The organism is Bacillus sp. LL01, from assembly GCF_001037965.1.
This window is the reverse complement of record NZ_LFEL01000009.1, coordinates 19,326-35,340: the sequence shown is the minus strand read 5'-3', so window position 1 is coordinate 35,340 and position 16,015 is coordinate 19,326. Positions and strand designations below refer to the sequence as shown.

General features: G+C 42.2%; 12 protein-coding genes and 1 other annotated feature. All 12 genes read right to left on the bottom strand.

Features of this window, described 5'->3' with window-relative positions:
• Nucleotides 1-204: 204 nt before the first annotated feature.
• On the bottom strand, nt 205-1,395 hold the full coding sequence (gene tuf, locus AB685_RS19895) for an elongation factor Tu (RefSeq protein WP_047972344.1): 1,191 nt from the start codon (nt 1,393-1,395) through the stop codon (nt 205-207).
• Between the two features lie 111 nt (nt 1,396-1,506).
• On the bottom strand, nt 1,507-3,585 hold the full coding sequence (fusA, locus tag AB685_RS19890) for an elongation factor G (RefSeq protein WP_047972343.1): 2,079 nt from the start codon (nt 3,583-3,585) through the stop codon (nt 1,507-1,509).
• A gap of 90 nt (nt 3,586-3,675) precedes the next feature.
• Entirely contained in the window at nt 3,676-4,146 is a 471-nt protein-coding gene (rpsG, locus tag AB685_RS19885; RefSeq protein WP_047972342.1) for a 30S ribosomal protein S7, read from the bottom strand.
• A gap of 49 nt (nt 4,147-4,195) precedes the next feature.
• Complete coding sequence (rpsL, locus tag AB685_RS19880) at nt 4,196-4,618, bottom strand: 30S ribosomal protein S12 (RefSeq protein ID WP_010191479.1); 423 nt, start codon at nt 4,616-4,618, stop codon at nt 4,196-4,198.
• Nucleotides 4,619-4,720: 102 nt separating this feature from the next.
• Nucleotides 4,721-4,969 (bottom strand): 50S ribosomal protein L7ae-like protein, encoded by a 249-nt coding sequence (locus AB685_RS19875; protein ID WP_047972341.1) that lies wholly within the window; start codon nt 4,967-4,969, stop codon nt 4,721-4,723.
• 126 nt (nt 4,970-5,095) lie between these two features.
• Nucleotides 5,096-8,692 (bottom strand): DNA-directed RNA polymerase subunit beta', encoded by a 3,597-nt coding sequence (gene rpoC, locus AB685_RS19870; RefSeq protein ID WP_047972340.1) that lies wholly within the window; start codon nt 8,690-8,692, stop codon nt 5,096-5,098.
• A 66-nt stretch (nt 8,693-8,758) separates the two neighbouring features.
• On the bottom strand, nt 8,759-12,316 hold the full coding sequence (gene rpoB / locus AB685_RS19865; RefSeq protein WP_047972339.1) for a DNA-directed RNA polymerase subunit beta: 3,558 nt from the start codon (nt 12,314-12,316) through the stop codon (nt 8,759-8,761).
• A gap of 349 nt (nt 12,317-12,665) precedes the next feature.
• On the bottom strand, nt 12,666-13,268 hold the full coding sequence (locus tag AB685_RS19855) for a class I SAM-dependent methyltransferase (protein ID WP_047972337.1): 603 nt from the start codon (nt 13,266-13,268) through the stop codon (nt 12,666-12,668).
• Between the two features lie 173 nt (nt 13,269-13,441).
• Complete coding sequence (gene rplL / locus AB685_RS19850; protein ID WP_047972336.1) at nt 13,442-13,801, bottom strand: 50S ribosomal protein L7/L12; 360 nt, start codon at nt 13,799-13,801, stop codon at nt 13,442-13,444.
• 65 nt (nt 13,802-13,866) lie between these two features.
• Nucleotides 13,867-14,367, bottom strand: a complete 501-nt coding sequence (rplJ, locus tag AB685_RS19845) for a 50S ribosomal protein L10 (protein WP_047972335.1) — start codon at nt 14,365-14,367, stop codon at nt 13,867-13,869.
• A gap of 42 nt (nt 14,368-14,409) precedes the next feature.
• Nucleotides 14,410-14,554, bottom strand: a sequence feature (ribosomal protein L10 leader region).
• Between the two features lie 48 nt (nt 14,555-14,602).
• The gene (rplA, locus tag AB685_RS19840) at nt 14,603-15,307 is read right to left on the bottom strand and encodes a 50S ribosomal protein L1 (RefSeq protein ID WP_047972334.1); all 705 of its coding nucleotides are present in this window, start codon (nt 15,305-15,307) and stop codon (nt 14,603-14,605) included.
• 116 nt (nt 15,308-15,423) lie between these two features.
• Entirely contained in the window at nt 15,424-15,849 is a 426-nt protein-coding gene (gene rplK, locus AB685_RS19835) for a 50S ribosomal protein L11 (RefSeq protein ID WP_047972333.1), read from the bottom strand.
• Between the last annotated feature and the right edge of the window lie 166 nt (nt 15,850-16,015).

The window sequence follows — 16,015 nt, the reverse complement described above, 5'->3', positions numbered from 1 at the left end:
GTTGGAACTTGAGTTGGCAGTGCTTTTCTATGGTTACAGTGTGGAAGCTCTTTTATAGTGAGCTTTGTCTTGATGGTGCTTATGATGACAATTTCATATGATTTTTCTAATTAAGATTGGCTTCATCATAAAAAATCACATCAAAAAACCGGCACCCCATAATCGGGATGCCGGTTTTTAAAAGATCTATGGTAGATCCAAAGATTACTCTTGGATAGTCGCTACTACGCCAGCGCCTACAGTACGTCCACCTTCACGAATAGAGAACTTAGTTCCTTCTTCGATAGCGATTGGAGAGATAAGTTCAACAGTCATCTCAACGTTGTCACCAGGCATAACCATTTCTACGCCTTCAGGTAGGTTACAAATTCCAGTTACGTCAGTTGTACGGAAGTAGAACTGAGGACGGTAGTTTGTGAAGAATGGAGTGTGACGTCCACCCTCTTCTTTAGATAGTACGTAAACTTCAGCTTTGAACTTTGTGTGTGGAGTGATAGTACCAGGCTTAGCTAATACTTGTCCACGTTGGATGTCGTCACGAGCAACTCCACGAAGAAGTGCACCGATGTTGTCTCCAGCTTCAGCATAGTCAAGAAGCTTACGGAACATTTCTACTCCAGTTACAGTAGTAGTTTTAGGCTCTTCAGTTAAACCGATGATTTCGATAGTGTCACCAACTTTAACTTGTCCACGGTCAACACGTCCAGTAGCAACTGTTCCACGACCAGTGATAGAGAATACGTCCTCAACTGGCATCATGAATGGCTTTTCAGTGTCACGAGGTGGTGTTGGGATGTAGTCATCAACTGCAGCCATAAGCTCAACGATTCTTTCTTCCCAATCAGCTTCTCCTTCAAGAGCTTTAAGAGCAGAACCTTTGATTACAGGAACATCGTCTCCAGGGAAATCGTACTCAGTAAGTAAGTCACGAACTTCCATTTCAACTAATTCTAGTAATTCTTCGTCGTCTACCATGTCACATTTGTTTAAGAATACAACTAGGTAAGGTACACCAACTTGACGAGAAAGAAGGATGTGCTCACGAGTTTGTGGCATTGGACCGTCAGCAGCAGATACTACTAGGATTCCGCCGTCCATTTGAGCAGCACCAGTGATCATGTTTTTAACATAGTCAGCATGTCCTGGGCAGTCAACGTGTGCATAGTGACGAGTATCAGTTTCGTACTCAACGTGAGCTGTAGAAATTGTAATTCCACGCTCTCTTTCTTCTGGAGCAGCATCGATCATGTCGTATGCCATTGCAGCACCTTTACCACTCTTTTTAGCAAGAACAGTAGTGATTGCAGCTGTTAAAGTTGTTTTTCCGTGGTCAACGTGACCGATTGTACCGATATTAGCATGAGTCTTGGATCTATCGAATTTCTCTTTACCCATTATTATATCCTCCTTAGAATTTCATTAGTTTTTATTTTATATGTTATTAATAAGTGATTCCCACTTATTAACCTACATACTATTTATAAAACAAGATTAGGTGAAAATCAATTATTCACCTTTATTTTTTTTGATGATTTCTTCAGAAATCGATTTTGGTACTTCTTCGTAATGGTCGAAATGCATCGTGAACACTCCGCGTCCTTGTGTGTTAGAACGTAGAGACGTTGCATAACCAAACATTTCAGAAAGTGGAACCATAGCGCGAACAACTTGAGCGTTACCGCGAGCTTCCATACCTTCTACACGCCCACGACGAGAAGTGATACCACCCATGATATCTCCCATGTACTCTTCTGGAGTTACTACTTCAACTCTCATAACAGGTTCAAGGATTACAGGGTTACACTTAGATACTGCATTTTTAAGAGCTAGAGAAGCAGCTACTTTAAACGCCATCTCAGAGGAGTCAACATCATGGTAGGAACCATCAACTAATGCAGCTTTCACATCAATTAATTGGTAGCCAGCAAGTACTCCGTTTTTCATAGAGTCTTCAAGACCAGCTTGTACAGCAGGTACGTACTCACGAGGTACTACTCCACCTACGATTTTGTTTTCAAATTCAAAGCCTTTTCCTTCTTCGTTTGGTTCGAATTCGATCCAAACGTGTCCGAATTGACCACGTCCACCAGATTGACGAGCAAATTTACCCTCAACCTTAGCAGATCCGCGGAACGTTTCACGGTATGCAACTTGAGGTGCACCAACGTTAGCTTCTACTTTGAATTCACGCTTCATACGGTCAACTAGGATATCAAGGTGAAGTTCACCCATACCAGCGATGATTGTTTGACCAGTTTCCTGATCTGTATGTGCACGGAAAGTAGGATCTTCTTCTTGCAGCTTTTGAAGAGCAGTTGTCATTTTATCTTGGTCAGCCTTGGATTTAGGCTCAACAGATAATTGGATAACCGGCTCTGGGAAGTCCATGGACTCCAAGATAACTTGGTTTTTGTCGTCACATAGAGTGTCGCCAGTAGTTGTATCTTTAAGACCAACTGCAGCAGCGATATCTCCAGAATAAACAACAGGAATCTCTTCACGGCTGTTTGCGTGCATTTGCAGGATACGTCCTACACGCTCACGCTTGCCTTTTGTAGAGTTAATAACGTAAGAACCGGAGTTTAATGTACCAGAGTACACACGGAAGAACGTTAATTTACCTACATAAGGGTCAGTCATGACTTTAAACGCTAGAGCCGCAAACGGGTTTTCGTCTCCAGGTTCACGAGTTACTTCCTCTTCAGTGTCAGGAATGATACCTTTGATTGAAGGTACATCTGTTGGCGCTGGAAGGTAATCGATAACAGCGTCAAGCATTAACTGAACACCTTTGTTTTTGAATGCAGAACCACAGATTACTGGGTAGAAGTTAACGTCACAAGTACCTTTACGGATAGTAGCTTTCAACTCTTCAGTAGTAAGCTCTTCTCCTTCTAGGTATTTCATCATTAACTCTTCATCCAATTCTGCTACTGCTTCAACTAAGCGTTGACGGTATTCGTCAGCTTGGTCTTTGTACTCAGCCGGAATTTCTGTCGCTTCAGAACGAGTACCTAAATCGTCTTCGTAGAAGTATGCTTGCATTTCTACTAGGTCGATGATACCTTCAAACTCATCTTCAGCTCCGATAGGAAGTTGAATTGGATGAGCATTTGCTTGAAGGCGGTCATGGATAGTTCCTACAGAATAGATGAAATCTGCACCAATCTTGTCCATTTTGTTAACGAACACGATACGTGGAACACCATATGTTGTTGCTTGGCGCCAAACTGTTTCAGTTTGTGGCTCAACTCCGGATTGTGCGTCTAGAACTGCTACCGCACCATCAAGTACACGTAGGGAACGCTCAACTTCAACAGTGAAGTCTACGTGACCAGGTGTATCGATAATGTTTACGCGGTGGCCTTTCCATTGAGCTGTTGTCGCAGCAGATGTGATCGTGATTCCACGCTCTTGCTCCTGCTCCATCCAGTCCATTTGAGAAGCACCTTCGTGAGTTTCACCGATTTTGTGAATACGTCCTGTGTAGAACAAAACACGCTCAGTTGTCGTTGTTTTACCAGCATCAATGTGAGCCATGATACCAATGTTACGTGTTTTATCTAAGGAGAACTCTCTTGCCATAGGGTATTTCTCCTTCCTAAGTAACTAAATTTAATTTTATACCTAAAGCTGTTAAGTACTTGTCTTAACAGCTCCAGATAGTATGTTATCTTACCAGCGGTAGTGAGCAAACGCTTTGTTCGCTTCTGCCATTTTGTGCATATCTTCACGCTTTTTAACTGACGCACCAGTGTTGTTAGCAGCATCTAGAATTTCATTAGCTAAACGCTCTTCCATCGTTTTCTCTCCACGAAGACGAGAATAGTTAACTAAATAACGAAGTCCAAGTGTTGAACGACGGTCTGGGCGCACCTCTACAGGTACTTGGTAGTTAGCTCCACCTACACGACGTGCTCTTACTTCAAGAACAGGCATGATGTTTTTCATTGCTTGTTCGAACACTTCCATAGGTTCTTGTCCGGAACGCTCACCAACTAGTTTAAATGCGTTATAGATGATAGCTTGAGATTTTCCTCTCTTACCATCGATCATTAATTTATTTACAAGACGAGTTACTAACTTAGAGTTATATAACGGATCTGGTAATACATCTCTTTTTGCAACAGGGCCTTTACGTGGCATATTTTTTTCCTCCTTTCGGGTAACTTAATGTTAAGCAGTTCGAAGTCTATTACTTCTTAGGCGCTTTTGGTCTTTTCGTACCGTATTTAGAACGACCTTGCATACGGTTGTTAACTCCCGCAGTGTCAAGTGCTCCACGAACGATGTGGTAACGTACCCCTGGTAAATCTTTTACACGACCACCGCGAATTAATACTACGCTATGCTCTTGTAAGTTGTGACCAATACCTGGGATATAAGCAGTTACCTCAATTTGGTTTGTTAAACGAACACGAGCATATTTACGTAATGCGGAGTTCGGTTTTTTCGGAGTCATTGTACCAACACGAGTACATACACCACGTTTTTGAGGTGAAGACACATCAGTTTGCGCCTTCTTGAAACTGTTATAACCTTTGTTTAAAGCTGGAGATTTTGACTTTACAACTTTACTTGTACGACCTTTACGTACTAACTGGTTAATAGTAGGCATTTAAATTTCCTCCTTCCTAATGTTCTAAGACCACATATCCAGGTGGTTCATTTTAAGGTAAAAAACAAAGTCTTTGCGAATCTACACTCACAAAAACAGTTTTTAATGAATGATCGCAACAGCTGAGGCACTCACTTCAATCCCGCAAGCTTTTCCAAGTTTTTTCATCGAATCCACTTTCAAGACTGGAATTTTGTACTCATTGGCAGTTTGGACAACCTTCTGTGTAACAATCACATCAGCATCTTCTGCAATGACAACCTCTTTTACTGTTCCGGATTTCAGCGCCTTCACTGTTTGTTTGGTCCCAACAATGAAGGTGTTTGCCTGCATCACTTTTTCATAAGACATTAACATATCCTCCAAAGCAACAGGTTATATAAGCACCTTTGCTATATTACCATCTATATTTTTAAATGTCAACAATAAATCGAATAACATTGAAAAGATTGTCGGGAATCCCCGACAATCTTTCATTTATTCTACCGTTACAGGCTCTTCTTTGCCAACTTCTTTTGTTAGATCGAATTTGCGGTAGCGGTTCATACCTGTACCAGCTGGAACTAGTTTACCGATGATAACATTCTCTTTAAGTCCTAGTAACTCATCTCGTTTTCCTTTGATTGCAGCGTCTGTTAAGACTCTTGTTGTTTCCTGGAAGGAAGCTGCAGACAAGAAGGAATCCGTTTCTAGAGATGCTTTTGTAATACCCAGTAATACTGGGCGTCCAGTTGCTGGTGTTCTGCCGTCAATCAGTACACGTTCGTTTGCATCAGTGAATTGGTGGACATCAAGCAGCGTTCCTGGTAATACATCCGTATCACCAGCGTCAATGACACGTACTTTACGCAACATTTGACGAACCATAACCTCTACGTGTTTGTCACCAATTTCTACCCCTTGCATACGATACACTTTTTGAACCTCAAGCAGTAGATACTCCTGTACAGAATTCATATCTTTCACTTTTAGTAGCTCTTTTGGATCGATGGAACCTTCTGTTAGTTCCTGACCACGTGCTACTTCTGAATTCACGCCAACTTTTAAGCGGCCAGTGTATGGTACTGCATAGTTTCTCGTTTCCACTTCACCTTGTACAGTGATTTCTTGCTGGCGATCGCGGCCTTCGTTGATAGCAGTTACAACACCATCAATTTCAGAGATGACCGCTTGACCTTTCGGATTACGCGCTTCGAAAATCTCTTGGATACGCGGTAAACCTTGTGTGATATCGTCTCCTGCAACCCCACCTGTATGGAATGTACGCATCGTCAACTGAGTTCCCGGTTCACCGATGGATTGGGCAGCAATGATACCAACGGCTTCTCCAACTTCCACCTCTAAGCCGGTTGCAAGGTTGCGACCGTAACATTTTTTACATACACCATGGCGAGTGTCACATGTGAATACAGAGCGGATCCAAACATCTTCCACGCCTGCTTCTACTATAACTGTTGCAAGGTCTTCTGTAATTAAATCGTTGCCCGCCACAAGAACTTCCCCTGTTTCAGGGTGCTTCACAGCTTTTCTTGCATAACGGCCAATTAGACGCTCTTCTAATTTTTCTACCACTTCTGTGCCATCTTTCAAAGAGGAGATATGTAGACCGCGATCGGTTCCACAATCTACCTCACGAACGATAACATCTTGAGCCACGTCTACAAGACGACGAGTCAAGTAACCGGAATCGGCAGTTTTCAATGCTGTATCGGCAAGACCTTTACGCGCACCGTGCGTAGAGATAAAGTATTCCAATACCGTCAGACCTTCACGGAAACTGGATTTGATCGGAAGTTCGATGATACGTCCAGATGGATTGGCCATTAGTCCACGCATACCAGCCAACTGTGTAAAGTTAGATGCGTTACCACGGGCACCAGAATCACTCATCATGAAGATATGGTTCAGGCGAGGCAAGGACTCCATAAGCTTTCCTTGAATCTTATCCTTGGCAGCACTCCAGATGGAAATGACGCGATCGTAACGCTCTTCCTCCGTAATAAGACCACGGCGGAATTGTTTTAGGACAGTATCAACTTTCGTTTGTGATTCAACCAAGATTTCATCTTTCTCTTTAAGAACAACGATATCCGCTACACCAACTGTGATTCCAGCTTTTGTAGAATAACGGAATCCAAGGTTTTTCATGCGGTCAAGCATTTCAGATGTTTCCGTAATCTTGAAACGTTTGAACACTTCTGCGATGATGTTTCCAAGAATTTTCTTCTTAAATGGATCGATAAGCTCTTGTGCTTGTATTGCTTCTTTTACATTCACACCTTTTTCCACAAAGTACTTATCAGGAGTGTTTACTTCTAAGTTGAACTTTGTCGGTTCGTTAATGTAAGGGAATGACGGCGGCAGGATTTCGTTGAAAATCAACTTACCAACAGTCGTTATAAGAAGCTTTTGCTTTTGCTCTTCGGTAAATGTTTCGTTGTTTAAAGATCCGGCATAGACAGCTACACGTGTGTGCAGATGAACAAAACCGTTCGAATAAGCAATTAGCGCTTCGTTCGTATCTTTAAATATCATTCCTTCACCTACAGCATCTTCTCGCTCTAGTGTTAAGTAGTAGTTACCAAGAACCATATCTTGGGAAGGAGTTACTACAGGCTTTCCGTCCTTAGGGTTAAGGATGTTTTGAGCAGCAAGCATCAAGATGCGTGCCTCAGCCTGTGCTTCAGCAGATAATGGAACGTGAACGGCCATTTGGTCACCGTCAAAGTCAGCGTTGTATGCAGTACATACTAACGGGTGAAGACGGATAGCACGCCCTTCTACCAACGTAGGTTCAAATGCTTGAATACCTAGTCTGTGAAGAGTTGGTGCACGGTTCAGTAATACCGGATGCTCTCTGATAACAGATTCTAGTACATCCCAAACCTCTGGTTGTACACGCTCAATCTTACGCTTCGCACTCTTGATGTTATGCGCAAGGCCACGTTCTACTAGCTCTTTCATTACAAATGGTTTGAATAGCTCAAGCGCCATTTCTTTTGGTAAACCACATTGATACATCTTCAAGTTAGGTCCTACTACGATAACGGAACGACCAGAGTAGTCAACACGTTTTCCTAATAAGTTCTGACGGAAACGACCTTGCTTCCCTTTCAGCATGTGAGAAAGAGATTTTAACGGTCTGTTACCAGGTCCAGTTACAGGACGGCCACGACGACCATTATCAATAAGTGCATCAACTGCTTCTTGTAACATACGTTTTTCGTTTTGAACGATGATGCTTGGAGCACCAAGGTCAAGTAGACGTTTTAAACGGTTGTTACGGTTAATAACACGACGATATAAGTCATTTAAGTCAGAAGTCGCAAAACGACCACCATCCAATTGAACCATTGGACGTAATTCAGGTGGGATTACCGGAAGAACATCTAAGATCATCCAAGATGGCTGATTGCCGGATCCTCTGAAGGATTCCAATACTTCCAAACGCTTAATCGCTCTCGTTCGACGTTGTCCTTGAGCAGTTTTAAGTTCTTCTTTTAATGAATCGACTTCTTTTTCCAAGTCAATATCAAAAAGAAGTTTCCTAATTGCTTCAGCACCCATGGCTGCTTGGAATGTCTGGCCATACTTTTCACGGTACGCACGGAATTCCTTTTCAGAAAGCAGTTGCTTCTTCTCCAAAGGAGTGTCGCCTGTTTCTGTTACCACGTAAGATGCGAAGTAAATGACTTCCTCTAACGCACGTGGGGACATGTCAAGAACAAGGCCCATGCGGCTAGGGATGCCTTTAAAATACCAGATGTGGGAAACAGGAGCAGCAAGTTCGATGTGACCCATACGTTCACGGCGAACTTTCGCTCTTGTCACTTCCACTCCACAGCGGTCACAAACGACGCCCTTATAGCGGACGCGCTTGTATTTACCACAGTGACACTCCCAGTCCTTTGTAGGACCGAAAATTCTTTCGCAGAATAACCCATCTTTCTCTGGCTTTAATGTACGATAGTTAATTGTCTCAGGCTTCTTGACTTCTCCGAAAGACCAGGATCTGATCTTGTCGGGTGAAGCAAGGCCTATCTTCATATATTCAAAATTATTAACATCTAGCAAGGGGCCTACCTCCCTTATAATCTACAGGTTCTACCCAAATGCTTATCTTTAAAGTCCTGTTGGCCATCAGTCTTTAGCGACAGTTTCTTTTGCTTCTTCTACTTTATCTGAATCAAGGGATATGCCCTCTGAAGATTGCTCTTCGTCTTCTTCTATGTCTCTCATTTCAATCTCTTTTTCATCGCCAGAAAGGATTTTAACATCCATACCTAAACTTTGAAGTTCTTTGATTAATACTTTGAAAGATTCTGGTACACCAGGTTCAGGTACATTTTCACCTTTAACGATTGCTTCGTACGTTTTTACACGTCCTACTACATCATCGGATTTAACTGTCAAGATTTCTTGAAGTGTATAAGCGGCACCATAAGCCTCAAGTGCCCAAACTTCCATCTCACCGAAACGCTGTCCACCGAATTGTGCTTTACCACCAAGCGGTTGCTGTGTAACAAGTGAGTATGGTCCAGTTGAACGTGCGTGCAATTTGTCGTCAACCATGTGCGCAAGCTTGATCATATACATGATCCCTACGGATACGCGGCTGTCGAACGGTTCACCAGTTCTTCCGTCATACAGTACTGTTTTTGCATCTCTTGCCATTCCAGCCTCTTCAAGAGTGCTCCAAACGTCTTCTTCACGAGCGCCATCAAATACGGCGGAAGCAACGTGGATGCCTAGTGTTCTGGCTGCCATCCCCAAGTGAAGCTCCAATACTTGCCCGATGTTCATACGGGATGGAACCCCAAGCGGGTTTAACATGATGTCAATTGGAGTACCGTCCGGGAGATATGGCATATCTTCTTCCGGTAAGATGCGGGAGATTACCCCTTTGTTACCATGTCGCCCGGCCATTTTATCCCCTTCAGAAATCTTACGTTTCTGAACGATATATGCACGAACCAACTGATTAACACCTGGCGGCAACTCATCTCCGTCTTCACGGTTGAATACTTTTACATCAAGTACGATACCGCCACCACCGTGTGGAACTCTTAGTGATGTATCACGTACTTCTCTTGCTTTTTCACCAAAGATTGCGTGTAATAGACGTTCTTCTGCTGTAAGTTCGGTAACCCCTTTAGGTGTTACTTTTCCTACTAACAGGTCTCCGTCTTTCACTTCCGCACCGACTCTGATGATTCCGCGGTCGTCAAGGTTCTTAAGCGCCTCTTCCCCGACGTTCGGGATATCACGAGTGATTTCCTCCGGTCCAAGCTTTGTGTCACGCGCTTCCGATTCATATTCTTCAATATGAATAGAAGTGTACACATCGTCTTTTACCAGACGTTCACTCATGATAATTGCATCCTCATAGTTATATCCATCCCAAGTCATGAAGCCGACCATTACGTTACGGCCAAGAGCCAATTCACCTTTTTCCATGGATGGACCGTCTGCAAGGATTTCACCTTTTGTCACGACGTCACCGACAGAAACGATTGGACGTTGGTTATAGCAAGTCCCTTGGTTGGAGCGAATGAATTTAAGCATTCTGTACTTATCAAGGTTGCCTTTCACCTGTTCTCCATCAACTTCTTCCATACGGCGTACCCATACTTCACGAGCTTCCACGCGCTCTACAACACCAGGGTGTTTGCAGATAACTGCAGCACCGGAGTCTTTTGCAGAAACGTGTTCCATACCTGTACCAACAATCGGGGACTCCGGTTGCATCAACGGTACAGCTTGTCGTTGCATGTTCGCTCCCATTAGAGCACGGTTGGAGTCATCGTTTTCCAAGAAAGGAATACATGCTGTCGCTGCAGAAACAACCTGCTTAGGAGAAACGTCCATATAGTCGATTCTTTCGCTTATAACAACGGTGTTCTCGCCACGGAAACGGGAAACAACGTTTTCATCCAGGAATGTACCATCTTCACCTAGACGAGCGTTCGCCTGGGCTACTACATAGTTATCTTCCTCATCTGCGGTCAAGTAATCGATTTGGTTTGTCACTCTGCCCGATTCAGGGTCAACTCTTCTATAAGGAGTTTCAATGAAGCCGAATTTATTCACTTTCGCAAAAGAAGAAAGGGAGTTGATCAATCCGATGTTTGGTCCCTCTGGTGTCTCAATCGGGCACATACGTCCGTAGTGGGAATAGTGAACGTCACGAACTTCAAAGCCGGCACGCTCACGCGTCAAACCACCAGGCCCAAGCGCAGACAATCTACGTTTATGTGTCAATTCAGCCAATGGATTCGTCTGATCCATGAACTGAGATAACTGAGAGCTTCCGAAGAACTCTTTAATAGAAGCAATAACAGGTCTGATATTGATCAGTTGCTGCGGTGTAATCGTGTTCGTGTCCTGAATGGACATTCTCTCACGTACTACACGCTCCATTCTTGATAATCCGATACGGAACTGGTTTTGAAGAAGTTCTCCAACAGAACGTAAACGACGGTTACCAAGGTGGTCGATATCATCTGTGTCACCTACACCGTGTAGAAGATCAAAGAAATAGCTGATGGAAGCAATGATGTCCGCCGGAGCTATATGTTTCACCTTTTCATCAATAAAACCGTTGCCCAAAACGACGATTTCCTTTTCACCTTCTGCATCATTCGGTGCATATATCTTAATAGATTGCATTGGCACTTCATCTTCCACTACTCCACCATGCGGATGGAAAGAAGTCAGTCCGATGCCGTCTTCAATGTTAGGTAGAATGCGGTCTAAAGTTCTACGATCTAACAGTGTTCCTTTTTCGACAATAATTTCCCCTGTTTCAGGGTCTACAAGTGTTTCAGCGATACGTTGATTGAAAAGCCTGTTCTTGATATGAAGCTTTTTATTAATCTTGTATCTTCCAACACTTGCTAAATCATAGCGTTTAGGATCGAAAAATCTAGACTCTAATAAACTTTTCGCGTTATCAACCGTAGGCGGTTCACCAGGGCGTAAACGCTCATATATTTCTAATAATGCCTTGTCGGTACTTTCTGTGTTATCCTTGTCTAAAGTATTGCGCAGGTACTCGTTTTCACCAATAAGATCAATGATCTCCTGGTCGGAACCGAATCCAAGAGCACGCAAAAGAACCGTTACTGGTAGTTTACGAGTACGATCTATACGAACATATACAACATCTTTAGCGTCAGTCTCGTATTCTAACCATGCACCACGGTTTGGAATAACAGTAGCCGAAAAGCCTTTCTTACCATTTTTATCCAATTTTCCGTTGTAATACACACTTGGAGAACGCACTAACTGAGATACAATAACACGTTCTGCACCATTAATAACGAACGTACCAGTATCCGTCATCAACGGGAAATCACCCATAAATACATCCTGGTCTTTCACTTCACCAGTTTCTTTGTTAATGAGACGAACCTTCACACGTAAAGGAGCTGAGTATGTAACATCTCTTTCCTTTGATTCTTCAACAGAATATTTAGGTTCCCCTAAGCTATAATCGATGAATTCTAAAGATAGATTTCCAGTGAAGTCTTCAATCGGGGAAATGTCATGAAACATTTCTCTTAACCCCTCATCAAGGAACCATTGATATGAAGATGTTTGAATTTCTATTAGATTTGGTAAATCTAATACTTCACTAATTCGAGCATAACTTCTGCGTTGGCGGTGTCGTCCGTATTGAACTAGTTGACCTGTCAACTGATTCACCCCTCGTATCAAGCATTATTAAATAGGAAGTTCAAAGATGTACGGAAGAAAAGTCATTGGGTTTACATGTCCTCTTAACTCTTCTAACTTTCATTCTGAACAAACCACTCAAAGCCAAACATAAAAAAACATTCAACATGGAAACAGTACTGCTCAAAGAATCCATGTTAAAAATAAAAAATGGTTTCAATACAGAAAACCACGTTTTTAGAATCGCTCTATTGATTTTACTATCTTTTCCAAGCATACTAATTTTATACATGCAAAACACATAAAATTATTAGCACTCAGAAAAATACATATTGGCATTAAACAATGCTACCATAACAAAAAAACCAAGTCAACCTTTTTTTGATTTGATGATGAAGTAGCCTTTTTTCTTCGTCACAACTTCCACTTCTTCGAACAAAGACTCCAGTTTCTCTATCGCTGAAGGAGCTCCCTGCTTTTTCTGGATCACAATCCATAGTTCCCCTTTTGAAGCCAAGTGCGTCCAAGCTTTTTCCAAAATCTCATGCACCACTTTTTTACCGGCCCTTATCGGCGGATTGGAAAGGATCGCCGCATAATCGGTAGATGTTACATTTTCATAGATATCACTAGTGAAAATGGAGACATTCTCTACCTTATTAATTACAGCGTTCTCTTTTGCAAGTTCTACTGCTCTTTCATTAACATCAATCATATCCACTTGACGATCCGAGAACGATTTTGCCAAAGAAAGTCCAATCGGACCATATCCGCAACCGACATCCAAAATGCGACCTTCCACTTCAGGCTCTTCAAACTCTTCTATCAGAACCCTTGATCCAAAGTCCACCTCTTTTTTGGAGAAAACCCCGGCGTCCGTTGTGAAAGAAAGGTTGTTCCCTTTTAAATCAAAATTCCATTGTTGACGGTTACTTTCCACGGAAGGCTTGTTTGTATAATAATGATTCATCATATTTAGTCTCCTTATCTGTAAAGCGCTATCTTCCACTTCACTTTACAACAACTCAACTTCATATATTAGTACCCTTGAAAAAAACAGTAATAAAACGTATCACATTTCAGAGAGAACACCGTTTAAAAAAAGCCCGCTAACACGTAGCGAGCTTTCCTTTTAAGAGCCTGTAATTACTTAACTTCTACAGATGCTCCAACTTCTTCAAGTTTACCTTTGATTTCTTCAGCTTCTTCTTTAGCAATACCTTCTTTAAGAGCTTTAGGAGCGTTGTCTACAACTTCTTTAGCTTCTTTAAGTCCAAGGCCAGTGATTTCGCGAACTACTTTGATAACCTTGATTTTTTGTCCGCCAGCACTTGTTAAGATTACGTCAAATTCAGTTTGCTCAGCAGCAGCTTCAGTAGCTACACCAGCAGCAGCTACAGGAGCAGCAGCAGTTACACCAAATTCTTCTTCGATTGCTTTTACTAGGTCGTTTAGTTCTAAAACAGTCATATTTTTAACCGCTTCAATGATTTGTTCGTGTGTCATTGTTAATTTCCTCCTTAGATATTATAAGTTTTTTTGGTTTTCTTACTTAACTTGCTAGTTTGAAATTAAGCGCCTTGCTCTTCTTTTTGATCTGCAACTGCTTTCGTAACAAGAGCCAAGTTACGGATTGGAGCTTGAAGGACGCTAAGCAACATGGAAAGTAGACCTTCGCGGGATGGAAGTTCAGCAAGAGCTTTCACTTCTTCAACCGTTGCAACATTTCCTTCAATTACACCAGCTTTGATTTCTAATGCTTCGTGTTTTTTCGCGAAGTCGTTAAGAATCTTGGCAGGAGCTACTACATCTTCAGTAGAGAATGCGATAGCGTTAGGTCCTGTTAATGCGTCGTTAAGTCCGTTGATCTCCGCTGCTTCTGCCGCACGGCGAGTTAAAGAGTTTTTGTAAACCTTGAACTCAACACCTGCTTCACGAAGTTGTTTACGAAGTTCTGTTACTTCAGCCACGTTAAGTCCACGGTAGTCAACTACGATTGTAGATACAGAACCTTTGAACTTATCAGCGATTTCTCCAACAGCTTGTTTTTTTACTTCAACTGCTTTGCTCATCGTTACACCTCCTAAAAAGTTGGTTACTACTTATACCGACCGGTGTACATAAAGAATGCCTCCACGCAGGTGGAGGCAGAAGTTTTATCGTTTAAAAGCACAAGGCTTTAGATCGTAAAAATTCACACCTCGGTAGGAAATTAAGCCGGTTGGCACCTACTGTCTACGGTACAAACAATATCATTTTATAAACACAACGATTATTATAACCGTGTAGTGATCTTATGTCAATATGTTAGTTTTTGGTAGCTACAAAAGTAGAAGTGTCAACTTTTACTCCAGGTCCCATTGTAGAAGTAACGGCAACGTTCTTCATGAATGTACCTTTTGCAGCAGCCGGTTTAGCTTTTAGTAAAGTCTCATAGATAGTTGTGAAGTTTTCTGCAAGCTTCGTATCTTCGAAAGAGATTTTACCGATTGGAACGTGGATGTTACCGGATTTATCAAGACGGTATTCAACTTTACCAGCTTTGATTTCGTTAACAGCCTTCGTTACATCAAATGTAACAGTTCCAGTTTTAGGGTTTGGCATTAAACCTTTAGGTCCTAATACGCGCCCTAATTTACCAACTTCACCCATCATGTCTGGTGTAGCAACAATTACGTCGAAATCGAACCAACCTTGGTTGATTTTCGCGATCATGTCAGCATCCCCAACATAGTCAGCTCCAGCAGCTTCCGCTTCTTTCGCTTTTTCGCCTTTAGCGAAAACTAGAACTTTTTGAGTTTTACCAGTTCCATGAGGAAGCACTACTGCTCCACGGATCTGTTGGTCGTTTTTACGAGGGTCAACTCCAAGACGGAATGCAACTTCCACAGTAGCGTCAAACTTCGCAGTGTTTGTTTTCTTTACTAATTCGATAGCTTCGTTAACAGAGTAAGCCGTTGTGCGGTCTACAAGTTTTGCAGCTTCGATGTACTTTTTACCTCTTTTAGCCATTTTAAATGTCCTCCTTATGTGGTTTTAGCGGAATAACCTCCCACGAATAAAGGTTGCGAATTGGCAATAAACCGAATCCGCAACCCTGAACAGCAGTTAAATCAAAAGCAATGGGATTAGTCTTCGATAACGATACCCATGCTACGAGCAGTACCTTCAACCATGCGCATTGCAGCTTCTACACTAGCAGCGTTTAGATCTGGCATTTTCGTCTCCGCAATTTCGCGTACTTTATCACGCTTAACTGTTGCAACTTTATTACGGTTTGGTTCACCAGAACCAGACTCGATACCAGCTGCTTTTTTAAGTAATACTGCAGCAGGTGGAGTTTTCGTAATAAATGTAAATGAACGGTCTTCAAAAACCGTGATTTCAACAGGGATAATCAATCCAGCTTGATCTGCTGTACGAGCGTTGAACTCTTTACAGAAACCCATGATGTTAACACCTGCTTGACCTAGTGCTGGTCCAACTGGTGGTGCTGGGTTAGCTTTCGCTGCCGGAATTTGTAACTTTACCAATTTAATAACTTTTTTAGCCACGAGACACACCTCCTTAAGTCCGTGATGTGGTATCTGGGATTTCTCCCTCCCACTCAACTCATTCTTTATATATTTAATAAAGAACATTTTTTATTAATAGTCTCTTTTTCAAAGACATACTGACCTTTGAAATAATATCATTTTTACGAAACTATTTCAAGTTTTT

What these genes read in the sequence shown, in the direction of transcription:
- tuf (WP_047972344.1), bottom strand. Translation starts at nt 1,395, where the DNA reads ATGGGTAAAGAGAAATTCGATAGATCCAAGACTCATGCTAATATCGGT.
- fusA (WP_047972343.1), bottom strand. Translation starts at nt 3,585, where the DNA reads ATGGCAAGAGAGTTCTCCTTAGATAAAACACGTAACATTGGTATCATG.
- rpsG (WP_047972342.1), bottom strand. Translation starts at nt 4,146, where the DNA reads ATGCCACGTAAAGGCCCTGTTGCAAAAAGAGATGTATTACCAGATCCG.
- rpsL (WP_010191479.1), bottom strand. Translation starts at nt 4,618, where the DNA reads ATGCCTACTATTAACCAGTTAGTACGTAAAGGTCGTACAAGTAAAGTT.
- AB685_RS19875 (WP_047972341.1), bottom strand. Translation starts at nt 4,969, where the DNA reads ATGTCTTATGAAAAAGTGATGCAGGCAAACACCTTCATTGTTGGGACC.
- AB685_RS19855 (WP_047972337.1), bottom strand. Translation starts at nt 13,268, where the DNA reads ATGATGAATCATTATTATACAAACAAGCCTTCCGTGGAAAGTAACCGT.
- rplL (WP_047972336.1), bottom strand. Translation starts at nt 13,801, where the DNA reads ATGACACACGAACAAATCATTGAAGCGGTTAAAAATATGACTGTTTTA.
- rplJ (WP_047972335.1), bottom strand. Translation starts at nt 14,367, where the DNA reads ATGAGCAAAGCAGTTGAAGTAAAAAAACAAGCTGTTGGAGAAATCGCT.
- rplA (WP_047972334.1), bottom strand. Translation starts at nt 15,307, where the DNA reads ATGGCTAAAAGAGGTAAAAAGTACATCGAAGCTGCAAAACTTGTAGAC.